Source organism: Corynebacterium singulare (assembly GCF_000833575.1).
GTDB classification, from domain to species: domain Bacteria; phylum Actinomycetota; class Actinomycetes; order Mycobacteriales; family Mycobacteriaceae; genus Corynebacterium; species Corynebacterium singulare.
The window spans coordinates 1345923-1367892 of record NZ_CP010827.1 but is presented as its reverse complement, the minus strand read 5'-3'; the positions used below and the strand labels follow the sequence as shown (position 1 = coordinate 1367892).

Here is a 21970-nt window from a genome sequence, read left to right as displayed (position 1 = left end):
CTCGTTAATCGGGCGCGCCGCACACTTAATCCCGGAACTCCGCAGCCGTCGATATGACGGATTCACGCAGGTCAGCGACCTGTGGGCCATGTGAAAGAATGGCTCGTGACACGTTGGCAAACCCCAGTTCAGGCGCCGCCGCAGTCAGTGTACGGACGTCGTCAGGCGTGGCTCCCTGGGCGCCGACGCCTGGAAGCAGCACAGGACCATTTAATTGGTCTAGCTCGGGCGGCGTGTCGAGGGTCGCGCCAACGACCACGCCGAGAGCACCTACAGCCGCCCCGGCCGCCGTGTTGCGTTCTGCGAGCTCGTCCACAACGCGTTGGGCTACACTTCGCCCATCAACGCTTAATGACTGGAGGGCCACTGCTTCCGGATTTGAGGTCGCGGCAAGAACGAATACTCCCCTGCCTGTCGCCTCGGCAAGGTCAAAGACTGGATTCAGAGCACCAACGCCGAGGTAGGGCGACACCGTTACGGCGTCCGCACGCAGAGGAGAGCTCTCCCCCAGCCAGGCATCGGCATAGCCGGCCATGGTGGAGCCGATATCGCCGCGTTTGGCATCGGCCAGACTCAAGCAGCCCTGCTCACGCAGCGCCGCCAGGGCGTCCTCTAGCACTGCGAAGCCGCGGGAGCCGAAGCGCTCGAAGAAAGCCACCTGCGGCTTCACTATGGCTGCGGTGTCAGCAAAAGCCTCCACACACGTCATGGTGAAGGTGCGCAGGCCGTCAACATCGACAGTCAGGCCCCACGCCTCAAGTAGGTGTGGGTGCGGGTCAATGCCCACGCACAGACGTCCTCGCTCACGTCCGGCTGCGACAGCGCGCTCGCCAAAGGACGCGACAGTGCTACTTGGCTGGGGCATGCTCGAGCTCCTGAAGTGCGCGCACCTTGAGATCACCCTGGCGCAATGCTTCAATACCCTGCACCGCGGCAGTGACGCCCTGGACAGTCGTGACCAGCGGAACACCAACCGACACAGCGGCGGCACGGATGTCATAGCCATCGTGGCGGGCACCCGCGGAACCAGCTGGGGTGTTGAGGATGAGGTCCACCTTGCCGCCGAGGATGGCATCAACGATGGACTCCTCGCCGTCCTTGGCCTCCGAAACCTTCGTAGCGACCTCACACTCCACACCATTGCGACGCAACATCTGCGCAGTGCCATCGGTGGCCACGATGGTGTAGCCCATATAGGCCAGACGCTGGATCGGGAAAATCAGGGTGCGCTTGTCACGGTTAGCCACGGATACGAAGACCGTGCCCTCCGTTGGCAGCTCACCGAAGGCCGCCGTCTCACCCTTGGCGTAGGCCGCGCCGAAGTTATCGGCCAAGCCCATCACCTCACCAGTGGACTTCATCTCTGGGGACAGCAGGGTGTCCAGCAGCTGTCCATCTGGGCGGCGGAAGCGGTTGAACGGAAGGACGGCTTCCTTCACCGCAATCGGGTGCTCCAGCGGGAGGGATCCGCCATCGTAGTTGGACGGGATGATGCCTTCTCCACGCAATTGCGCAATGGAATCACCCAGCATGACGCGCGCGGCAGCCTTGGCCAGCGGAACACCCGTGGCTTTGGACACGAACGGCACGGTACGGGAGGCACGAGGGTTAGCCTCAATGACGTACAGAGTGTCGTCCTTGAGGGCGTATTGAACGTTCATCAGACCCTTGACGCCAATGCCGTGCGCTAGTCGACGCGTCGATTCACGCACCTTCTCAATATCCTGCGGGCCAAGCGTCATCGGCGGGAGCGCGCACGAGGAGTCACCAGAGTGGATGCCGGCTTCCTCAATGTGTTCCATGACGCCGCCCAGGTAGACCTCCTCGCCGTCGCACAGCGCATCGACGTCGATCTCGATGGCGTTATCAAGGAAGCGATCCACCAAGACGGGGTGATCGGAGGTGATTTCGGTAGCGCGGTCGATGTAGTCACGCAGGGAGCCCTCGTCATAGACGATCTCCATGCCGCGTCCACCCAGCACGTAGGACGGGCGGACTAGCACCGGGTAGCCAATGCCAGCGGCAACCTCGCGGGCCTCGTCAAAGGACGTGGCGGTACCGAAGGCCGGGGCCGGCAGCTCGGCTTCTTCCAGGACCTTGCCGAACTCGCCGCGGTCCTCTGCCAGGTCAATGGCAGCAGCGGAAGTGCCCACCACCGGTACGCCCGCAGCGGTGAGGCGCTCTGCCAGGCCGAGCGGGGTTTGGCCACCGAGCTGGACGATGACGCCGGCGACCTCGCCGGACTGCGCCTCAGCGTGGTAGACCTCCATAACGTCCTCGAAGGTCAACGGCTCGAAGTAGAGACGATCCGCGGTGTCGTAGTCCGTGGACACGGTCTCCGGGTTGCAGTTGACCATGACGGTCTCATACCCCTTGCGGGACAGCTCCAGGGCGGCGTGGACGCAGGAGTAGTCAAACTCGATGCCTTGACCGATGCGGTTCGGGCCGGAGCCCAAGATGATGACCTTGCCCTTCTTCCCCTCCGCCATCGGGCCGACCTCGGACTCAGCATCTGGGTCCAGCTCATAGGTGCTGTAGTGGTACGGGGTCTGCGCCTCAAACTCACCAGCACACGTATCGACGGTCTTGTACACCGGACGAATGCCCAGGGACCAGCGCAGGGAGCGCACGCCGTCCTCGCCAGCAAACTCCGGACGCAGGGCGGCAATCTGGGCGTCGGACAGGCCAAAGACCTTGGCGCGACGCAGGAGCGCGGCATCAAGCACCGGTGCTTCGACGAGCTCTGTGCGGAAATCGACGAGCGCCTCGAGCTCAGCCAGGAACCACGGGTCGAGCTTGGAGTGCTCGTGGAGCTGTTCCACGGTGGCACCGAGGCGGAAGGCCAGCTCGATGTCGTACATGCGGCCTTCGGTCGGGCGCTCCAAGTCCTTCAGCACTGCTTCCAGGTCGGTGGCGCGTTCACCAGCGAAGTACTCATCCGGCTGGGTCCAGAAACCAGCGGGCTTGCCTTCCAACGAGCGCATAACCTTGTTAAGGCCGGAAATGTAGTTTCGACCAATGCCCATGGCCTCACCCACCGACTTCATCGTGGTGGTCAAGGTGTCATCGGCGCCTGGGAACTTCTCAAAAGCAAAGCGCGGAGCCTTGACAATGACGTAGTCCAAGGTCGGCTCAAATGCAGCTGGAGTAACTCCGGTGATGTCGTTGCGCACCTCATCGAGGGTGTAGCCGATGGCCAGCTTGGCCGCCAGCTTCGCAATCGGGAAACCAGTGGCCTTAGATGCCAACGCGGAGGAACGGGAAACGCGCGGGTTCATCTCAATGGTGATGATGCGGCCGTCCTGGGGGTTAACAGCAAACTGAATGTTGCAGCCACCGGTGTCAACGCCGACCTCTCGGATGATGGCGATGCCCTGGTCACGCATCTTCTGGTACTCGCGGTCGGTCAAGGTCAGCGCCGGGGCCACGGTCACGGAGTCACCCGTGTGCACGCCCAGAGCGTCGACGTTCTCGATGGAGGCAATAACCACCACGTTGTCGTCGCCATCACGCATGAGCTCAAGCTCAAATTCCTTCCAGCCCAGGATGGATTCTTCGATGAGCACATTAGCTTCGGGCGACGCAGCCAAGCCGCCGCCAGCGATGCGCTCAAGATCCTCCTCGTTGAAGGCGAGACCAGAGCCTAGGCCGCCCATGGTGAAAGACGGCCGTACGACGACCGGCAGTCCGAGTTCCGCCACGGTCTCGTGGACTTCCTCCATGGAGTGGCACACGCGGGACCGCGCGGACTCGCCACCAATGGAGGCAACGATGTCCTTGAACTTCTGGCGGTCTTCACCGCGCTCAATGGCGTCGATGTCCGCGCCGATGAGTTCGATACCGTACTTGTCCAGGATGCCGAGGCGGTCTAGCTGAACCGCAGCGTTGAGAGCGGTCTGGCCACCAAGGGTTGCCAGCACGGCATCGATGGGGTGGCCTTCTTCCTTTTCCTTCAGGAGGATCTTCTCAATGAATTCCGGCTCGATGGGCTCGACGTAGGTGTGATCGGCGAACTCCGGGTCCGTCATGATGGTGGCCGGGTTGGAGTTGACCAGCGTCACGCGCAGGCCCTCTTCCTTCAGGACGCGGCACGCCTGGGTGCCGGAGTAGTCGAACTCGCAGGCTTGGCCGATGACGATCGGGCCGGAGCCGATAACCAGGACGTGATTGATGTCGGTGCGCTTTGGCATAAGTTTCTTCTTCCTTTTCCTGGTTGCGGTTTACTTGTTCGGGGACTTTTCGGCCATAAGCTCGATGAACTGGTCAAAGAGCGAGTTGGCATCGTGGGGGCCAGCAGCAGACTCCGGGTGGTACTGCACCGAGTAGGCCATCCCATCCTTGAGGGCAACGCCTTCAATGGTGTTGTCGTTCAGGCAAGTGTGGGAGACGATGGCTGGGCCGAAGTCGGTATCGAATTCCTCGCCGGCAGGGTCCTCCTTGCCAGACGGGCTGGCCAGGGCGAAGCCATGGTTCTGGGACGTGATGTCAATCTTGCCGGTGAGCTGGTTGCGCACCGGCACGTTGATGCCGCGGTGTCCGAACTTGAGCTTGTAGGTGTCCATGCCCAGCGCGCGGCCAAGGATCTGATTACCAAAGCAGATGCCAAAGAAGGGGTACTTGGCGGCGAGGATGTCACGGACGACCTCCACCATGGCGTCGGCCGTAGCCGGGTCACCCGGGCCGTTGGAGACGAAGACACCGTCCGGGTTGTACTGCGTGATCTCCTCAAACGGAGTATTGGCCGGAACGACGATGGTTTCGATGCCGCGCTGCGCAAAGTTGTTCGGCGTAGCGGTCTTCACACCCATGTCGTAGGCAACGACGGTGTAGCACTTCTCCCCGACTGCCTCAATGGTGTAGGGCTTATCCGTGGAGACCTCCTCGGACAGGTCCAGACCGGCCATAGACGGTTGGTTCTTGACCTCCTCGATGAGCTCCGCAACGTCCCTCTCAGCGGCTTCGCCGGAGAAGAGACCGGCCTTGATGGAGCCGTGGTTGCGCAGGTGTCGCACCACGGTACGGGTGTCGATTCCGCTGATGCCGATGATGCCTTGCTTTTCCATCTCCTCCGGCAAAGTACGCGCAGCGCGCCAGTTGGAGACGCGGCGTGCCAGGTCGCGGATGACGAGGCCGGCGACCCAGATCGTGTCCCCGTGGGACTCATTGTCCTCGTCATTCCAGCCGGTGTTGCCGATCTGCGGGGCAGCGGTCACGACAATCTGGCGGTGGTACGACGGGTCCGTCATGGTTTCCTGGTAGCCGGTCATGGCGGTGGTGAAGACGGCCTCGCCCAGGGTGGTGCCAGTCGCGCCGAAGCCGTGGCCGCGGAAGGTGCGGCCATCAGCGAGTACCAGGATGGCGGGAATGGGCTGGGCGCTTGACGACGCCTCACCGGTCGCGGTTGCAGAAGAAGTTTCTGTGGAAGTCACTGTGTGGTGGCCTTTCAGTATGTAGCACTAGGTGCTCGTGGTGTCTCTAAGTAACTATTGTCCCGATTGGTCGGCGGCGAGGTCATACGTCACCGCGCCGCGCAGAATGGTGTGGGTCACGCGCGCGCCGAATTCCTCGCCCTCATAGGGGTTGTTGTCCGATTTAGAAGCCAGGCGGGTGGAATCGGATACCCACGAGTGTTTTGGATCGACGATGGTGAGGTTGGCTGGCTCGCCCACGGCGATGGGGCGGCCGTGGCCGGGCAGACGGGTGATTTCGGCTGGACGCTCAGACATGACGCGGGCAACGAAGCGCCAGTCCGCGAGCCCGGTAGCGACGAAAAGCTTGGCGATGACCGCGAGTGAGGACTCCAAGCCCAGCATGCCAGGCTTAGCGTTCTCGAACTCAACGCACTTGTCTTCGCTTCCGTGCGGGGCATGGTCGGTGGCGACGACGTCAATGAGGCCGTCGAGAAGCGCCTGGCGCAGCGCCAAGGTATCTGCTTCCTCGCGCAGCGGCGGGTTCACGCGGAAGACACCGTCATAGGTCACGAGCTTCTCATCGGTCATGAGCAAGTGGTGCGGGGTGACCTCGGCAGTCAGTGGAATGTCCTGCTCCTTCGCCCACTTGAGCAGCTCGACGGTGCCCTTGGTGGACGCATGGCAGATGTGCATGCGGTTGCCGTAGTCACGGGCCAAGAGTGCGTCGCGGGCGACAATGGATTCTTCCGCCACGCGCGGCCATCCGCGCAGGCCCAGGCGTGCAGCGACCTCACCCTCGTTGGCGGAAGCACCTTCGGTCATGCGGTGGTCCTCAGCGTGCTGTGCCAAGAGAACATCAAGGCCCTTGGCGTACTCCAGGGCGCGACGCATGAGCTGCGGGTCCTGGACGCACTTTCCGTCATCGGAGAACATGCGCACCTTGGCATCAGACCGCGCCATCATGCCAAATTCGGTGAGCGTCTTGCCTTCAAGGCCCTTGGTTATAGAGCCAACCGGGTGGACATCACACAGGCCGCGGGCCTGGCCCTTGGCCCAGACAGACTCAGCGATGATGGGCTGGTCGGTCACGGGAGAGGTGTTCGCCATAGTGAACACGGCGGTGAATCCGCCCTTGGCAGCGGCCCGCGAGCCCGTCTCAATGGTCTCGGTATCCTCACGGCCGGGCTCGCGCAGGTGAACGTGCATATCCACCAGGCCGGGCAGCAGGACATGACCGCCGGCATCGATGGTCCGGTCGGGCTCAGTATCCTCCGTTGCGTCGTTCGCGGTGCCCAGCGACGCAATGACGCCATCCTTGATGAGGACGCTCGTCGGCTCGCCTTCACCATAAGGGCGAACATTAGTAATGAGCAGGGTGCCTTCTGCGGGTGCAGACAGCGCGCCGGTGTCAGGATAAGTAGTCATATCTCAGTATCTCCTCGTCTAGATTCCGGCGTTCTCGCCATTGGTAAGCAGCGTAAACAAGGTGGCCATGCGCACGTGGACGCCGTTGTTAACCTGCTGAAGCACGGCCGCATTGTCATAGTCCGCCACGGCGTAGTTGATTTCCATGCCGCGGACCATCGGCCCTGGGTGCATGATGATCGCATCCTTCTTCATCGCCGCCGCGCGATCCTTGGATAGACCATAAAGGGAGGCGTATTCACGATGAGACGGGAAGAAACCGCCGTTCATACGCTCGGCCTGCACGCGCAGCATCATAACGACGTCTGCATTAGCCACCTCGGCATCGAGGTCGTGTGAGACGCGCACCGGCCAGGTGTCTACCCCATAGGGCAGCAGCGTCGGCGGCGCAACGAGGGTGACCTCAGCGCCCAAGGTGGAGAGCAAATCCACGTTGGAGCGCACCACGCGGGAGTGCAGGCAGTCACCGACGATGGTGACCTTAAGGCCTTCAAAACCCGTGCCGCCCGCGGAGCGCTCGGTATCGAGGTTGAGGCGTTGGCGCATCGTGGTGGCGTCGAGAAGCGCCTGCGTCGGATGCTGGTGCGAACCGTCTCCGGCGTTGATGACGCTCGGCCCCTGTCCGTCTGGGGCGACCCAGCTGGCCAGCTGCTGCGCAGCACCCGAGGACGGGTGGCGAATGATGATGGCATCCGCGCCAATCGAGGTCAGCGTCAAGCCAGTGTCCTTGAGGGACTCGCCCTTGTTCACGGAAGAGCTCGACGCAGAGAGGTTAATGACATCCGCAGACATCCACTTGCCAGCGGTCTCAAAGGACGAGCGCGTGCGAGTGGAGTTTTCATAGAACAGGGTGAAGACCGTGCGACCTCGAAGGGTAGGCAGCTTCTTGACCTCGCGGCCATCAAGTGCCTCGCGGAAGCGATCCGCTTCATCCATGAGCCCGAGAATCTCCTGGGCGCTCACATCAGCGATGTTAATGAGATGTTTCATTTAGGCCTCCTTGCCGGGCTCAGCCGACACGACCGAGCGGGTGAGCACGACGGCGTCACGACCGTCGATATCGGCGTTGTAGACGGTGACGTCCTCATCACGCGCGGTGGGAATGTTCTTGCCCACATAGTCTGCGCGTATGGGGACCTGGCGGTGGCCGCGATCCACCAAGACCGCGAGCTGGATAATGTCGGGGCGGCCAATATCCGCCAACGCATCGAGCGCGGCGCGAATCGTGCGGCCGGAATAGAGCACATCATCCACGAGGATGACGGTGGTGGCGTTGATACCGCCGTCCGGCACAGTAGTGGGCTTAAGCGCGCGGTGTGGGCGCGAATAAAGATCATCACGGTACAAGGTGATGTCGAGAGAACCCCAGGGAACCTCTACCCCGGAGAATTCCTCTATTTTTTCAGCAAGGCGCTGGGCTAGTGGCACGCCACCAGAGGGAATGCCAAGGAGAATGACTCGCGGTGAGTCACTCGAATCCAACGCGGTTTTTTCAATGATCTGGTGCGCGATGCGTGCGACGGTGCGCGCGACGTCTGACGAGCTCAAAAGCTCGTTGGACTCCGCGTGAATGTCGGTTTCACTCATCGTGACCTCCTTCCCCGCCTCACAGTGCGGTCTTTAAAGGATGTCGGACAATGGTTAGAAAGACTGTCTATGCTTGAAAGCCAGCACCAACCTTAGCACTTTTTCCGTGCACTGTTGAAGGCTAAAACCCAGCCTTCATGCCCCACTATCTTTAAGACAGGTTGTCCACTAGTGAGTTTCACCACCCAGCACGTTGTTCCAGCATCACGCGAGGAGGTGTGGCGGTGGCACGAGCGTCCCGGGGCACTCCTTCGATTGAACGCACCGTTTGGTGTCATGACTCCCATCCGCCAGGCAGAGTCTCTAGCCACCGGCACGTCCATACTGGGCCTGCCGGGCGGGCTGAAATGGGTCGCCCGCCATGACTTGGCGGGTTACCAACCGCAGAAGTCCTTCGCCGACGTGTGCGTCAACGCCCCTTTCCGCGTGCTGGCGAACTGGCGTCATGAGCATCACTTCGAAGATCACCCGGACGGCACACTGATCACGGACAAGGTTCATACCCGCATCCCCACCGCGGCCGTCAGGTCCACGTTTGCCTACCGCCAGCATCAGCTCATCGAGGACTTCCGGTTCGCACAGCGCTTGGGCGCGCTGAACGATAATCCTCTGACCATCGCCCTCACCGGTTCCCACGGCACGGTGGGCAAGGCCGTCGCAGCACAGCTCACTACGCTCGGCCACACCGTCATCCCCTTGGTTCGCGCCACTCCGAGCGTGGGCGAGCGCCTGTGGCGGCCACACTTACCTGCCAAAAACCTGCTGGAAGGCGTGGACGTGCTCATCCACTTGGCTGGCGAGCCCATCTTTGGCCGCTTCAACAGCTCCCACAAACAGGCCATTCGGGATTCCCGCGTGGGCCCAACACACCTGCTGGCGCAGATCGCCGCGGAGACCACATCACTCAGTGCCATGGTCTGTGCTTCGGCGATTGGTTTCTATGGGCCTGACCGCGGTGATGAAGAACTGACGGAGAATTCCGCGCGTGGCGAGGGTTTCCTTGCCGACGTGGTGGAAGCTTGGGAGCATGCCTGTGCGCCGGCGGTTGCTGCCGGTAAACGCGTGGTGAACATGCGTACCGGAATCGTCCAGTCCGGAAACGGCGGGATGCTCCCGCTGTTGCGTGCGCTGTTCTCCACGGGGTGTGGCGGCGCTTTTGGCAAGGGCGAGATGTGGTACAGCTGGGTTGCCCAAGATGACCTCGAGGATATGTACGTTCGTGCCGCGCTGGACCAGAGGTGGAGGGGCCCCATCAACGCCGTCTCCCCGACCCCGGTCCGCAATCGCGACTATGTCGCTGCTCTGGGCTCCGAGCTGCACCGCCCCACCATCATTCCGATTCCGGAGCTAGGCCCCGCCGTGCTCCTAGGCAAGGAAGGCGCCCGTGAGCTTGCCCTGGCCAATCAAAAGGTGATACCCGCAAAGTTAGACGAGTTAGGGCATGTTTTCCGCTACAGCGAGGTAGACCAAGCGCTTGCCCATGAATTGGGCGGCGAGGAGCTCTTCTAGGCCCCACCCGCTCACCCGGTACCCATGCCTCCGGTAGGGTCGGGGCCGTAAAGAAAATTAAGGCTCAGAAACTAGCGAAGTGAGTGAGAGAAAGAAAGTGACTGACGCGACCAACCAGCAAGAAGCGCAGCAGCGCGAGCTGCTGCCTGACACCCCCGTGGAGGATGTGACCCTCGAGCGCATCGCGGAGATCTTTGATTCCGAGGGCTTGGAGTACCGCATCGAAGAGCAGAAGACGCAGGACTCTGGAACCGTTACTCTCCTGCGCACTGGCTTCTCCAATGCAGCGATTGCTTTCCAGCTCATCGGTTCCTCCCTCATCGTGGATTCCGTGTGGCGCGGTTCGGTTCCCGCTTCCGAAGGCCCCGCGCTGCTGATGCACATCAACTCGTGGAACCAGGATCACTTCACGCCCACGTTCCGCTTCTTTGAGGCCCCAGATAACGCCCTAGCGGTCTCCGGTGCCCGCGAGTTGGACACAACCCACGGTGCTTCCCGCAACCAGCTAGGCGCCTTTGTGATGTCCACCTTGGATGCCATCCTGCAATCCTTCGAATGGATTGAACAGCAGTACCCGCAGCTTGTGACCTGGAAGGAGCACAACCATGACTAATCCTGCCAAGGACCCGAACGCTTTGCCTGACGTCACGCTCGACCGTGTCATCGCCGCAATGAAAACTTTCGACATCGAGCTTGAACCGGTGACCGGTCGCACCGATGCCGCCACCGCGAACCTTAACGGCCTGCCTTGCATGTTTGCGGTGCTCGACAGCGTGGCCATTGTGCGCTGCGATGTGCCTACCGACGCCGAGTATGCCAAGGCAGATGCTGGCCTCTTCCTGGCTGCTAACCAGATTAATTCCGTGGCTATGGGTGCAAGCGCCGTGATCACAGACTTTGACGGCATGCTGCTCGTGCGCACTGAGTCCGATATTCCATGCGCTGCCGGTATGAATGACGAGCAACTGGCTTCTGCTCTGCGCGCCTCCGTTGACGGCGTCATCAATGCCCAGAACGCCATGGTTGCCGCCGCTGAGGAGATGGCGAAGCTTGGCTCCGAGTCTGCTGCCCAGGCGGGCGAGGGCAACACCGAAAGCGCCGAGTAGTGACTGACCTTCACGCTATCGAGCCGGTGAGCATTGACAGGCTCGCCGAGCTGTGTGAGATCATCGACGCCGACTATGCCATCATTGAAGCCCCGCGAGCTGATGCCGAGGTAGATGCGTACGCTGACGACGTTGACTTACACCGCGTCCTGCAAACCGGCATCCCGCACATTGCGGTGCATTGCGACCTTAGCGAAGATGGCGACCTCCTCAGCATCTTTGCCACATGGGAGGGCACGCTTGCTGCCGTTGAGGAGGAAGCGGTGGCTGCAACCATGGCCGAGCTCAACTGGGCCAGTGTGGCGCCGACCGTAAGTTATCTGGTGAGCGGCGACGAGGACGACAAGGCTGGTGCGCCCGGAGAGATCCAGCTTTGTGCCAACCGCGCCATGGCCGTAGGCGAGGGCCTGTCTTTGGGCCAGCTGGGGCACTTCTTGCTGAGCTCATTGGCTAGTTTCGCCGAGATCTTCGATGTCATCGCTGAGCGTTTCCCGCAGGCCGTGACGTGGAATGACTCGCAGGAACAGGAGACAGAGGACAAACTATGAGTGCAGACCCTTACGAGATTCTGGCTGGTTCTCCCCTGTCCGAAGTTACTCGCGACCGCGTGCTGACCTTGCTCACCGGGACGGAGCTCGCTATGTCCGCAACGGCCCACCCCGACGACGGCGCAGTAGTCGTGGCTCGCCTCAACGACTTGGATTGGGTCATCTCTGTTGAAGACGAACTGGTACGCCTCGAATGCGTTCTGCCCACGCAGCTAGACGCTGAGGTAGTTTCGCTGTTCCACGTGCTCTGCAATGAGTTTAATTCCAGCGCTTTCGACGGCCGTGCGCTCGTTGGTACTGCTGAGGGCATGGTGGAATTGCGCGGTGACGCGTGTTTCGTCACCGCTGTGGGCATGACTGATGACCAACTATTCCACGCCCTCAACCTAGGCATTATCAGTGCCCAAGAGGCATTGTTGTCCGTGCTGGATACCTTTAACGACACCGTCCGCGGGCTTGCGGGCGGTGTGCCGGGCGACGAGGCTTAGTCGGCCTCTTCGATGCGCTGGCGCTCGACTTCTGGGTCGAAGTCGGGTGCCGGCCACTCAAGGTCCACGTGCCGCAGGAGATCCACGATGAGGAACTTCAGCGCCATGCGGGCGTATTTCTTATTGTCAGTGGGGATGACATACCAGGGGGCATAGTTTTCATCGGTGCGCTGGATCGCGTCCTGGTAGGCCTCCATGTATTTATCCCAGTACGCGCGCTCCTCGACGTCCGACGGGTCATACTTCCAGAACTTATCCGGGCGTTCGGTGCGCTCGAGAAGGTTCTCTTTCTGCGCTTCCTTAGAGATGTGCAGGAAGATTTTGATGACCTTGACGCCCTTGGCCGTCAGGTCCAGCTCGTAGTCACGGATCGCCTCAATGCGGCGATCAACTTCCTCTTCGTCGACCCACTCATGCACACGCTGGATGAGCACATCTTCGTAGTGCGAACGGTCGAAGGCCACAATCTGTCCGGGTGTGGGATCGTGTTTGCGGATACGCCACAAGAAGTCGTGCTCCAGCTCCTCATCGGTAGGTTTGCCGAAACCAACCGTCGTTGTGCCCTGCGGGTCGAACGTACTCAGCACGTGGCGAATGGCGCCGCCTTTGCCAGAGGTGTCCATACCTTGCAGAACGATGAGTGCAGCTGGTGCGTCTTCACCGTAGGCGCGGCCGTTGGCGAAGAGGCGTTCCTGCAGCTCGTACAGTTCATCGTCATACTTAGAGAAGCGATCGTCGAGCTCATCCTTATCGCCGTCGAACCCCGGCGTGGAGGAGGGATCCACGGAGTCGATCTGAAAATTCTTGCCTGCGCGCAGGTTCAGTGCGTCTTCGATCTTGAATTTCGCCATAGCGACCAGCTTACAGAGACCGCCGCCACGGCAACACCAGCCTTTGCTCGCCTACGCAGCCAAAGCTATAAGGCCACGAATGAGCGCACTCAAGGAACCCAAGCTCGCCACCGTTAAGGAAAGCTTGCGTGCCTTCTCTCGGGAGACCCGCCCCGCAATCGACGTGCCCACCTTAATGCCGATAAACATGCCGATGATGCCGAAAGGCCACACCAACCAGTGCAAACCTTCGAAGCCACCAGCCCCTAAGAAATACTTGGTCACTACGGAGAAAAGCCCCCCGATGAAGAAACAAGGCTGCAAGGTCGCGGCGTAGACCGACTGCGGCCACCGCGCCGCCTGGGCATACACCGTAATGACCGGACCGGCCACGCCTGCCAATGTGTTAGTGAAACCACCGAGGATGCCAGCAGATATCGCTGGCCCGGTTCCATGCAGCTCGGGGACAAAACGCCGTCCGAAGGACACCACGCCGAGCGCACAAAGCAGCGCGCCGCCCACCAACACGAGGAGGCTCGCGGTATCAATCCGTGCAATGAGGAGTGCCGCCGGGATCGAGCCCAAAACCATGAAGGGGCCGATGCGCAGCCACTTGTGCCAATCCACATCAGCGCGCATGGAATACGTGGTTAAGGCTGCGTTGATGCAGGCCAGAACGTTCGTGACCATAATGCCTTCCACCGGCCCCAACATGAGGGTCAGAATGGGCCCACCGATGAGTCCGAGGCCCATGCCGGAGACGCGCTGCAAACACGATCCCACCGCGACGATAAGAAGGATGGCAAAGGGAAGTGCTACGACACTCACCGCGTTTAACCTCGGTAGCGCTTCATGACAGCCTCTGCGACACGCTCTGGGAACATGCCAGTCACATCGCCACCATACTTCGCCACCTGTTTACACAGCGAGGAGGAGATATAGCCGTACTTCTCATCGGTGAGGAGGAAGACAGTATCGATGCCGGAGAGACGACGATTCATCTGTGCCATGGGCAGCTCGTATTCATAGTCCAGTGAGGACCGCAGGCCTTTAACGATCGTGTCCACGCCGTGGGCGCTGGTGTAGTCCACGAGAAGACCGCTCCACCACTCGACCTCGATATCAAGAGAGACAGTGTCACGGATGAGCTCGACGCGCTCTTCTACGGTGAAGAGTCCAGAAGGCTTATCTGGGTTGGCGGTCACAAGTACCGTGACTTTGTCGAAGAGCTCTGCAGCGCGGGTAAAGACATCGACGTGCCCCAGCGTGATGGGGTCGAAAGAACCAGGGCAGACGGCATGAGTGGGCATGATGTTAGTTCTCCTCGCTTCGGTGATAGATAGCCATGTCAAAGCGCGCAATACCGAAAGTGCGCTTCTTCAATTTTTGGCCGGTCGGCTCAAAACCCTCCGGCCACTCAGTGTGGGGCGAATCCACGTGCCGTTCGATGACCACAATTGCAGCGTCCTCGAGCACGGGTTCAATAGCGTCCAGAAGCCCGTCAACGTCGTCGAAGTCATAGGGAGGATCCGCGAGAACAATGTCGAAGTAGCCGCGCGGTGCGGTGGCCAGATACGTTGAGGCTTTCATTTCCCGCACGTCCACGCGGGGGTGCTTCACCACGCCAATGTTGTGTCGAATCACCTTGACCGCAGCGGGGTTATGTTCCACCAGAACGACCTCCTCCGCACCGCGGCTGGCGGCCTCAAGGCCCAACGCACCGGAGCCGGCAAAGAGATCGAGCACACGGGAATCCACGAAACCCCAGCGCACATCGAGAGATGAAAAAAGGCCCTCGCGGGCACGGTCGGAAGTTGGCCTCGTCCCAGACTCGGGCACCTTGATGGTGCGCCCGCGGGCTTCCCCAGCGATGATTCTCGTCATGGCCTCTACCCTATCCCCCCAAAGTCCAGCGTCGGGAGATGTCCCCCTAATTCTTTTCTAGGAAACCCTGCTCGTCCGCGGTGAGATTCTGGGTAAGCTCTTCGGCAAGCTGGGGGTTGCGCTCCACCATCGCAGCGGCATCGTTGTGCGTACGCTCGACAATCTCACGGTCATTGCTTAAGTCCAAGAGTTTGAGTGTGCGTTTCGTGCCTGACTGCAGGGTTCCGAGGATGTCACCCTCGTGGCGCTGCTTGAGGTCCAGTTCTGCCAAGTCAAAACCAGATGGGGTATCCGCAATGGCGGACACGCGCCGATAGGATTTAGAGTTCGGCTGCGCCGTCGTGTGCAACAAGCACACCGATTCATTGCCGCCTCGGCCCACACGCCCGCGCAGCTGGTGCAGCTGGGACACGCCGAAATTCTCTGATTCACGGATGAGCATCACCGTGGCATTCGGCACGTCCACGCCGACCTCAATCACCGTGGTGGCCACGAGGATGTCGATCTCTCCCCGCGCGAACCTGGCCATGACCTCGTCCTTGTCTGGCATTTTGCCGTGCAGCATCTCCACGGTCAGCCCCCTAAAGGGCAGGTTGCGCAGCTGAACGGACATCTGCTCGACTCCTCCCTCGCCGTCGATGCGAGGGCACACGATATAGGCCTGGTGGCCTTTCTCTACCTCTTCACGGATGCGTTCGATTGCGCGGCGGACCCATTCCGGCTTCCATTCCGGCACCACCGCGGACAAGATGGGCTTGCGCCCACCCGGTAGTTCCTTAAGAGTTGAGACGGCAAGGTCACCAAAGACTGTCATGGCGATGGTGCGAGGAATCGGTGTTGCGGTCATGACGAGCAGGTGCGGGCTTGTTCCCTCCCGCGTCTTGGTTCGCAGACTGTCACGCTGCTCCACACCAAAACGGTGTTGCTCATCAACGATGACGAGGCCGAGGTCGAAGAACTCAACAGTGTCTTGGATGATGGCGTGGGTGCCGATGACGATATCGGCTTCGCCAGAGACAATCTCCAGAAGGGCTTGGCGCTTGTCCGCGGTTTTCATCGAGCCTGTAAGCACGGTGACGGTGACGCCCTCGGGAACGCTTGTGCTTATCGACGCCCCATGTTGCACCGCCAGCACTTCTGTTGGCGCCAGTAGCGCTGCTTGTTTACCGGCGTCAACTGCCTGCAGCATCGCGCACGTGGCTACGAGGGTCTTGCCGGAGCCAACTTCGCCCTGCAACAGTCGCATCATGGGAACGGTTCCGGACAGGTCTTCGTCGATTTCACCAATGACGCGACGCTGGCCATCGGTAAGCGCGAAGGGAAGCTCCATGAGCAGCTCATCGCGGTAACCATCGATGATGGCTGGCATCGATGGTGCCGTGCGGGCCTTGACATCACGCTGGCGCAACGCCATGACGAGTCCGATGGACAGTGCCTCGTTGTACTTGAGACGCTGAATCGCCCGCTCCGGCCCCTGTGGACCAGGCTCGTGGATTTCACGCACAGCCTGATCCAGAGTCACCATCATGCGGTAGTCCAGCGGCTCCGTGATTGGTGGGGTGTTCTCCAGTACCTTGTGAATTGCCCCCATGACGTACCAGGAGGTGGCTGTGCCGCTGGCCGGATACACGGGAATCCACTCTCGTTTGAGGAAGGTCTCCAACGAACCGAATTGCGCGAGCTTCTTGAGCGAACCTGTGCCCGTCCCTGCTGCTTTATCCAGCAGCGAGCTCTGGGCAGTCCCTGGGTCCAGGATGAGGAAATCCGGGTGCTGAAGACTCGGTGTGCCACGGAAGTACTTCAGCTTTCCGGAGAGCATGATGCGCATTCCGCCACGCAGGATGCGCTGGACAAAGTGCGCATTGAAAAAAGCCGCCTGAATGCCACTGTCCATATACAGAGTGAAGACCATCGCCTTGGAGGTGTAGCGCGTGCGCACATCGGTGATGACGCCGGTAATGGTGACCTGGTCACCTTCCTCGGCACCGCCAAGGCCCACCTCCTTGTTGTGGCGGATGTAATCGCGCGGGTAATGGCTGAGTAACTCACCGCAGGTGGTGTAGCCGAAAGCCTTCTTGAGCGCCGCGGCATCTTTCTTCGGCAGCACAGCCGTGAGCGCGCGCTCATCTTGCCAGCCCAGCACGGCCTACTCCACCCCAATTTCTGTGCGCGCACCGGAAACGCTTACGACAACAGTGTCCACGCCAAGTCTGTGGGCGAGCTCTTCTTCAGCAACATCCAGCGAGGTCAGCACGGTGACTTGCTCACCACCCTGAACCAAGAGGGCCCGGCAGGTGTCCTCGAGACAGGACTCGGTTTCCTCAACGAGATGCGCCATGCGCATAGACCGCGCAGCATCTCCCATCGCTGCCACGACCTCAGCGGTATCAGGATTCTCCGGGTCATAGACCGACATAGCGGCCAAGCTAGCCACCACGGAATCGGAGGGAATAACGGTGGCCCGCCCCGCATCGCCGCCGCAGCCATTGGGCAGAAACAGATCACCGTCGCGTGCCTGATTCAGTTCGGCGCCTGGGTCCACCACAATCACGCCAACTTTTTCGAAGAGTTCCCGCACCCCGTCCTCGGACACGGCGGCAAAAATGCGGCGGCCTGTGTCCGCGACGGACTCATCCGCTGGCCCGAGGCCGGCCGCAGGCAAGACTTCCACACGCAAGCGGCTGACCCCGCCCAGCTCATAAGCCTTCTCAATCACCGGTCCAATTTCCGAGCTGTGGATATGCACGCTCGCCGAGGATTCCGTCGCACGTGCAATAACGAGGCTATTTCCCATGTGGTCCAATGCCCGCTGGAGTTCATCGAGGTCACCCTCATAGAAAAAGATCGCCTCAATTTCCGCCCCGCTCACCTCAGCATTCACAGGCTCCCGCTCATCCACCGTCAACGGCTGTGGCGTGGGTCCTGCACCAGTGACCTCAGCCAGCAGGCACTCAAGCAAGATAACGAGTCCGGCCCCACCGGCATCCACCACACCGGCGTCGCGCAGGGCGGGCAGTTGAGAGGGCGTGGCGACCAATGCGCGACGGGCAGCTTCAAGAGCCGCGGTGAGAATGCCATGCAGCTCTGCGCCGGGGTGAGCCGCTGCGCCGCGAGCAGCCTCGGCCGCTGCGCGAAGCACGGTGATAATCGTGCCTTCGACCGGTGCGGCAAGTGCGCGATCGACGAGGTCGACAGCGTGGGTAAGGGCATCCGCCAGAACGGCCCCGTCGACGCAAGATTCCGTCGTAGTATCCGCCACCCCTCGCAGCACCTGGGAGAGCACCATGCCGGAATTTCCACGGGCACCACGCACCGAACCCAGAGCTAGCGCCTCGGCCACATCGGTCTCACCCTTGTCCGCCTCCGCCAGCGCGGACTCCATGGTGAAAGCCATGTTGGATCCCGTGTCGGAATCGGGAACGGGAAACACGTTGAGGGCGTTAATCTCGGCGCGGCGGCGTTTGAGCTCCTCCACGGTTCGCGCGGCCCAGGCATGCAGGCCGCGAGCGTCCAACTCGACGGGATACGACATGAGGGCTAGTTTACAAGCGCCAGTCCACCGCGGGCACGCCGCGTGCCTCGAGGGCTGCATTGGCCCGGGAGAACGGCTTCGAGCCGAAGAAACCGCGCCGCGCCGACAGTGGCGAGGGGTGCGGCGAGGTAATGCAGTCGGTGCCGGGCAGGAAAGCCTGGCAGTTCTGGGCATCGCGGCCCCATAAGATGGCCACGATGTCGCGCCCGGCAAGCGCCCGAATCGCTGCCTCCGTAATCGCCTCCCACCCCAGTCGGCGGTGCGAGCCTGCCTGCCCCGGGGCAACGGTGAGAACGCGGTTGAGTAGCAACACCCCCTGTGCGCTCCAGGCACGTAAGTCACCGTCGTCACGCCCGGAAATTCCAAGGTCATCCTGTAACTCGGCATAAATGTTCCGCAGCGAGCGGGGAGCCGCAACACCTGGGCGCGTGGAGAAGGACAGCCCCATGGCATGCCCCGGAGTGGGATAGGGATCCTGGCCCACGATGAGCACGCGAACATCCTCAAGCGGCATGGACAACGCGGCAAAGACGTCCGCAGGTGGCGGTAAAAACTCCTGGCCGATGTGCTCCTCAATACGCGGTAAGTTCTCCTCCAGGGCGTGGCGGATGTGCGGCAGCCAGGAGTAGTGGATCCGTGAGGTGTCAATCATGCGAAGCTCTCCCATCCCCCGGTGAAGCGGGGAGCCTCGCCGCCCACGGTTACTCCTGTTCCGCGCTGCACCTGGCCAATCTCACGGAATCCAGACGGCGCGGCCTTGTACGTCGTCGCCAGCAGCGTGTGATCCTCTCCACCGCTCAGAACCCATTCCCACGGGTCAACATCCAACACGGCCCCGGCCGAGACAAGCAGCGCATCCGGCGCAATCGCCGCCGGGTCGAGATCGATGTTCACGGAGGAGCGCTGGGCCATAAGGCCCATGTCACGCACCAAACCATCGGAGTTATCCGTCATCGCTGTCGACCCAGTAGCACGCGCGATAACACCGCGACCGGGGGTGAGGGTGGGGGCACAGTGGGCGTCGACAAGCGGCCACAGGTCCTCCAATTCCTGAGGCAATGCACGGCCGAAGCGCTCCAACAGCGCCAGGCCCGCCGCGGAATAGCCAATCTTTCCGTGCGCTACCAGGGTTTGTCCCGCTCGCGCCTTGTCTAACGTCAACGGCGCACCGCTGCCACCCAGTGATCCCATGGCAGTCACATTGATGACCAAACTGTCGCTGCGTGTGAGGTCACCACCGACCAGCTCAGCGTTGTACAGCGCACACCGCTCTGCGATTCCCTGCGCAATTCCTCGCACGTAACCCACCGGTGTGTCTCCTGGTGCGGCGATGGCCAACAGAGCTGCGGTAGGCCGCGCCCCCATTGCCTCGATATCGGCAAAGTTGCGCACTATCGCCTTCTGTCCCACCTCCGCGGCCGTCGACCAGTCACGGCGGAAGTGGCGCCCTTCCACCATCATGTCCGTTGAGGCTACCGTCCGGGAATTGGGCGCGGCCGGATACAGTACCGCTGCATCGTCGCCGTTGAGTGCGCTCGGTGCTGCAGCAACAATCTCATGGATGACGTGCCGTTCACCGACCTGCTCCAGCGTGTGCGACAAACCCATAGACTCCTTCTCTCTTTTAGGCCTCCCGGGGTTAGGATAAGCCCCTATGGATACCCAATTTAACCGCACCGCCATCTACGTCTCACTCGGGATTGCCATCGCAATGGTGCTGGCCGTGATCTTTGGGGCCAAATACGTCTTCACGTCCACTGCTCAGCAGCCGGTTGCGCTGCCACCGACCCCGTCGGAGGCCGCGGACTCCCCCGAATGTGCGGAGCTGGTGCGAGCGCTTCCCGACGTCCTCCTGGGCCACCCCCGCGCGGAACTCGCCGATCCTGCGCCCGCCGGCGTCGCCGCATGGGCTAGCACCTCGGAGGACCGCGTAACGGTGCGCTGCGGCGTAGATTTGCCACAGCAGTACACTGAATACTCGCAGACCTTCGACGTCGAGGGCGAAGAATGGCTCAAGGTTATCGATGCGACACCAGGATCGAACCTCACAACGTGGTACTCCACGCAGCGGTCCCCGGCCGTGGCCATGACCACCGCGGCAGATGAGGAACCACAGGGACTTAGCGATGCCCTCTCCCGTCTCCCCCATGAATCCCTCACGCCACACCCAGCTCCGCTCTCCCAGCTAGCCGCCGGGCCGGATGAGATGTGCCCTAAGCTCGACAAAGCTTTGCCAGGATCGCTCGCGGAAGGCTACACACGCCGCTCGGATGTGGGCGACAAGAACACATGGGTGTATAGCGCGCCGGGGCGCGAGGAAATTGTTGTACGCTGCGGCGTGGCCGCTCCGGAGAACTACGCAGCCGGCGTCCAGCTACAGCAAGTCAATGAGGTTCCGTGGTTTGAGGACACCACCTTGGCTGAGGGCACCACAGCCGGCACGTGGTTCGCCTTGGGACGCTCCGAGGATCTCGCACTATCTGCCCCGCAGGACGCGGCGAACTCGGCGCTCGTTCGGCTGAGTGACGCTCTCGCTAAGGCCACACCGCCCCAGTCCTAAACAGCAGCTAGGCGTGCGCGAGCGCAGTCTGGATCAGTATGTCAAGCAGCTCGGCATAATCCACGCCGGCTGCGGAGAAGACCTGCGGATACATCGAAATCGGGGTAAATCCCGGGAAGGTGTTGACCTCGTTGATGTAGTAGGTCTCGTCGGTGATGAAGAAGTCCACGCGGGACAGCCCCGCTGCGCCCAACGCTCGGAAGGCTTCGATGGCGCGTTCGCGGATTTCTTCGCTGAGTTCCTGGCTCAAAGGCGCAGGGATTTCTGCAGAAACGCCCTCATTGATGTACTTCGAGTCGAAGTCATAAAAACCCTCCTCGGACTCCGTGGTTCCGAGGAGTTTCGCGGGTACGGAGGCCTGGAGGGTTCCGTCTGGGTGTTCGAGCACGCCAACCTCAACCTCGGCGCCGAGGATCTCCGGCTCCACGAGCACCTTTCCATCGGACTCGTAGGCCAGCTGTACGGCTGCCTCGAAATCCTCCCAGGCTGAAACTTTGGACACGCCGATGGAGGATCCGCCGCGTGCTGGTTTGACGAAGACGGGAAGGCCAAGGTGGGCCTTGTGTTCATCGCTCAACACAGTCTCTCCGGTGAGCACAACCTGGGGCGCCACGGGCAGGCCTTCGGCCACCAGCAGCTTCTTGGTGAATTCCTTATCCATCCCGACGGCAGACGCCAGCACTCCGGCGCCCACGTACGGAATTCCGGACAGCTCGAACAGGCCCTGCACCGTCCCGTCCTCACCAAACGGTCCGTGCAGGACCGGGACGATGACGTCCACCTCGGTATAGTGCTCGTGACGGGTCACGTTATGAATGCGACCGCGGGTGGCGGGGTTGAGGGAGAGGGCAAGCTCATCGTGCAGTTCAACCTCTGGGAGGCGGCCGTCAACAATCTGCAGGCCCTCCCGGGTACCCTGGGTCCACATACCATCACGGGTGATGCCAATAGGCACCACCTCGTATTTCTCCGGGTCGAGGTGCTCCATAATGGCGCCCGCGGAAATGCAGGACACCGAGTGCTCGGAGCTGCGCCCGCCGTAGACGACGGCTACGCGCACAGGTTTCGCTTCAGTCATACCCGGCAACTT

The 21970-nt window shown here is 61.4% G+C and carries 21 protein-coding genes; 6 read left to right on the top strand and 15 right to left on the bottom strand.

The genetic code is table 11. From position 1 onward, the window contains the following. Positions 1–25: 25 nt before the first annotated feature. From pyrF to pyrR, 6 genes are all read right to left on the bottom strand, one after another. Positions 26–865: an orotidine-5'-phosphate decarboxylase gene (gene pyrF, locus CSING_RS06355; protein ID WP_042530707.1), complete on the bottom strand. Its 840-nt coding sequence runs from the start codon at positions 863–865 to the stop codon at positions 26–28. Further along, positions 849–4190, bottom strand: a complete 3342-nt coding sequence (gene carB / locus CSING_RS06350) for a carbamoyl-phosphate synthase large subunit (protein WP_042530705.1) — start codon at positions 4188–4190, stop codon at positions 849–851. The genes pyrF and carB overlap by 17 nt, the downstream gene beginning before the upstream one ends. 30 nt (positions 4191–4220) lie before the next feature. Then, positions 4221–5366 carry a glutamine-hydrolyzing carbamoyl-phosphate synthase small subunit gene (gene carA, locus CSING_RS06345; RefSeq protein WP_042533227.1) on the bottom strand — a complete coding sequence of 382 codons (1146 nt, stop codon included), beginning with the start codon at positions 5364–5366 and terminating at the stop codon, positions 4221–4223. Positions 5367–5483: 117 nt separating this feature from the next. Further along, on the bottom strand, positions 5484–6836 hold the full coding sequence (locus tag CSING_RS06340; RefSeq protein WP_042530703.1) for a dihydroorotase: 1353 nt from the start codon (positions 6834–6836) through the stop codon (positions 5484–5486). An 18-nt stretch (positions 6837–6854) separates the two neighbouring features. Further along, positions 6855–7826: an aspartate carbamoyltransferase catalytic subunit gene (locus tag CSING_RS06335; RefSeq protein ID WP_042530701.1), complete on the bottom strand. Its 972-nt coding sequence runs from the start codon at positions 7824–7826 to the stop codon at positions 6855–6857. Beyond that, positions 7827–8423, bottom strand: coding sequence for a bifunctional pyr operon transcriptional regulator/uracil phosphoribosyltransferase PyrR (gene pyrR, locus CSING_RS06330; RefSeq protein ID WP_042530699.1), 597 nt, complete (start codon positions 8421–8423; stop codon positions 7827–7829). Between the two features lie 171 nt (positions 8424–8594). On the opposite strand from pyrR, the gene CSING_RS06325 reads away from it, so the two are divergent. From CSING_RS06325 to CSING_RS06305, 5 genes are all read left to right on the top strand, one after another. Then, positions 8595–9932 (top strand): TIGR01777 family oxidoreductase, encoded by a 1338-nt coding sequence (locus tag CSING_RS06325; RefSeq protein ID WP_042530697.1) that lies wholly within the window; start codon positions 8595–8597, stop codon positions 9930–9932. A gap of 97 nt (positions 9933–10029) precedes the next feature. After that, positions 10030–10545: a YbjN domain-containing protein gene (locus tag CSING_RS06320; protein WP_042530695.1), complete on the top strand. Its 516-nt coding sequence runs from the start codon at positions 10030–10032 to the stop codon at positions 10543–10545. Next, on the top strand, positions 10538–11038 hold the full coding sequence (locus tag CSING_RS06315) for a YbjN domain-containing protein (RefSeq protein ID WP_042530693.1): 501 nt from the start codon (positions 10538–10540) through the stop codon (positions 11036–11038). The genes CSING_RS06320 and CSING_RS06315 overlap by 8 nt, the downstream gene beginning before the upstream one ends. Next, positions 11038–11586: a hypothetical protein gene (locus CSING_RS06310; protein WP_042530691.1), complete on the top strand. Its 549-nt coding sequence runs from the start codon at positions 11038–11040 to the stop codon at positions 11584–11586. Before CSING_RS06315 ends, CSING_RS06310 begins: the two co-directional genes overlap by 1 nt. Further along, on the top strand, positions 11583–12074 hold the full coding sequence (locus CSING_RS06305; protein WP_042530688.1) for a YbjN domain-containing protein: 492 nt from the start codon (positions 11583–11585) through the stop codon (positions 12072–12074). Before CSING_RS06310 ends, CSING_RS06305 begins: the two co-directional genes overlap by 4 nt. Here CSING_RS06305 and CSING_RS06300 read toward each other — a convergent pair. From CSING_RS06300 to CSING_RS06265, 8 genes are read right to left on the bottom strand one after another with little or no spacing between them, the layout of a single operon-like run. After that, the gene (locus tag CSING_RS06300; protein WP_042530687.1) at positions 12071–12925 is read right to left on the bottom strand and encodes a PPK2 family polyphosphate kinase; all 855 of its coding nucleotides are present in this window, start codon (positions 12923–12925) and stop codon (positions 12071–12073) included. The genes CSING_RS06305 and CSING_RS06300 overlap by 4 nt on opposite strands. Positions 12926–12976: 51 nt before the next feature. Continuing rightward, the gene (locus tag CSING_RS06295; RefSeq protein ID WP_042530685.1) at positions 12977–13732 is read right to left on the bottom strand and encodes a sulfite exporter TauE/SafE family protein; all 756 of its coding nucleotides are present in this window, start codon (positions 13730–13732) and stop codon (positions 12977–12979) included. Positions 13733–13737: 5 nt separating this feature from the next. Beyond that, the gene (gene coaD / locus CSING_RS06290; protein WP_042530683.1) at positions 13738–14214 is read right to left on the bottom strand and encodes a pantetheine-phosphate adenylyltransferase; all 477 of its coding nucleotides are present in this window, start codon (positions 14212–14214) and stop codon (positions 13738–13740) included. Positions 14215–14218: 4 nt separating this feature from the next. Further along, entirely contained in the window at positions 14219–14788 is a 570-nt protein-coding gene (gene rsmD, locus CSING_RS06285; protein ID WP_042530681.1) for a 16S rRNA (guanine(966)-N(2))-methyltransferase RsmD, read from the bottom strand. 46 nt (positions 14789–14834) lie between these two features. Then, complete coding sequence (locus tag CSING_RS06280) at positions 14835–16931, bottom strand: ATP-dependent DNA helicase RecG (protein ID WP_042530678.1); 2097 nt, start codon at positions 16929–16931, stop codon at positions 14835–14837. Between the two features lie 3 nt (positions 16932–16934). Next, entirely contained in the window at positions 16935–18320 is a 1386-nt protein-coding gene (locus CSING_RS06275) for a DAK2 domain-containing protein (RefSeq protein ID WP_042530676.1), read from the bottom strand. A gap of 10 nt (positions 18321–18330) precedes the next feature. Then, positions 18331–18972 carry a uracil-DNA glycosylase gene (locus tag CSING_RS06270; RefSeq protein ID WP_042530674.1) on the bottom strand — a complete coding sequence of 214 codons (642 nt, stop codon included), beginning with the start codon at positions 18970–18972 and terminating at the stop codon, positions 18331–18333. Beyond that, entirely contained in the window at positions 18969–19928 is a 960-nt protein-coding gene (locus tag CSING_RS06265; RefSeq protein ID WP_236684056.1) for a thiamine-phosphate kinase, read from the bottom strand. The genes CSING_RS06270 and CSING_RS06265 overlap by 4 nt, the downstream gene beginning before the upstream one ends. A gap of 46 nt (positions 19929–19974) precedes the next feature. Here CSING_RS06265 and CSING_RS06260 point away from each other — a divergent pair, with 46 nt between their 5' ends. Then, positions 19975–20880 carry a DUF3515 domain-containing protein gene (locus tag CSING_RS06260; protein ID WP_042530670.1) on the top strand — a complete coding sequence of 302 codons (906 nt, stop codon included), beginning with the start codon at positions 19975–19977 and terminating at the stop codon, positions 20878–20880. A 7-nt stretch (positions 20881–20887) separates the two neighbouring features. On the opposite strand, the gene CSING_RS06255 is transcribed toward CSING_RS06260, so the two are convergent. Next, positions 20888–21958, bottom strand: coding sequence for a D-alanine--D-alanine ligase family protein (locus tag CSING_RS06255; protein WP_042530668.1), 1071 nt, complete (start codon positions 21956–21958; stop codon positions 20888–20890). Between the last annotated feature and the right edge of the window lie 12 nt (positions 21959–21970).

Coding starts and splice junctions, on each gene's coding strand:
- pyrR (WP_042530699.1), bottom strand. CDS start 8,423: ATGAGTGAAACCGACATTCACGCGGAGTCCAACGAGCTTTTGAGCTCG.
- CSING_RS06315 (WP_042530693.1), top strand. CDS start 10,538: ATGACTAATCCTGCCAAGGACCCGAACGCTTTGCCTGACGTCACGCTC.
- CSING_RS06300 (WP_042530687.1), bottom strand. CDS start 12,925: ATGGCGAAATTCAAGATCGAAGACGCACTGAACCTGCGCGCAGGCAAG.
- CSING_RS06255 (WP_042530668.1), bottom strand. CDS start 21,958: ATGACTGAAGCGAAACCTGTGCGCGTAGCCGTCGTCTACGGCGGGCGC.
- pyrF (WP_042530707.1), bottom strand. CDS start 865: ATGCCCCAGCCAAGTAGCACTGTCGCGTCCTTTGGCGAGCGCGCTGTC.
- CSING_RS06265 (WP_236684056.1), bottom strand. CDS start 19,928: ATGGGTTTGTCGCACACGCTGGAGCAGGTCGGTGAACGGCACGTCATC.
- CSING_RS06275 (WP_042530676.1), bottom strand. CDS start 18,320: ATGTCGTATCCCGTCGAGTTGGACGCTCGCGGCCTGCATGCCTGGGCC.
- CSING_RS06260 (WP_042530670.1), top strand. CDS start 19,975: ATGGATACCCAATTTAACCGCACCGCCATCTACGTCTCACTCGGGATT.
- CSING_RS06305 (WP_042530688.1), top strand. CDS start 11,583: ATGAGTGCAGACCCTTACGAGATTCTGGCTGGTTCTCCCCTGTCCGAA.
- CSING_RS06335 (WP_042530701.1), bottom strand. CDS start 7,826: ATGAAACATCTCATTAACATCGCTGATGTGAGCGCCCAGGAGATTCTC.
- CSING_RS06340 (WP_042530703.1), bottom strand. CDS start 6,836: ATGACTACTTATCCTGACACCGGCGCGCTGTCTGCACCCGCAGAAGGC.
- coaD (WP_042530683.1), bottom strand. CDS start 14,214: ATGCCCACTCATGCCGTCTGCCCTGGTTCTTTCGACCCCATCACGCTG.
- carB (WP_042530705.1), bottom strand. CDS start 4,190: ATGCCAAAGCGCACCGACATCAATCACGTCCTGGTTATCGGCTCCGGC.
- rsmD (WP_042530681.1), bottom strand. CDS start 14,788: ATGACGAGAATCATCGCTGGGGAAGCCCGCGGGCGCACCATCAAGGTG.
- CSING_RS06270 (WP_042530674.1), bottom strand. CDS start 18,972: ATGATTGACACCTCACGGATCCACTACTCCTGGCTGCCGCACATCCGC.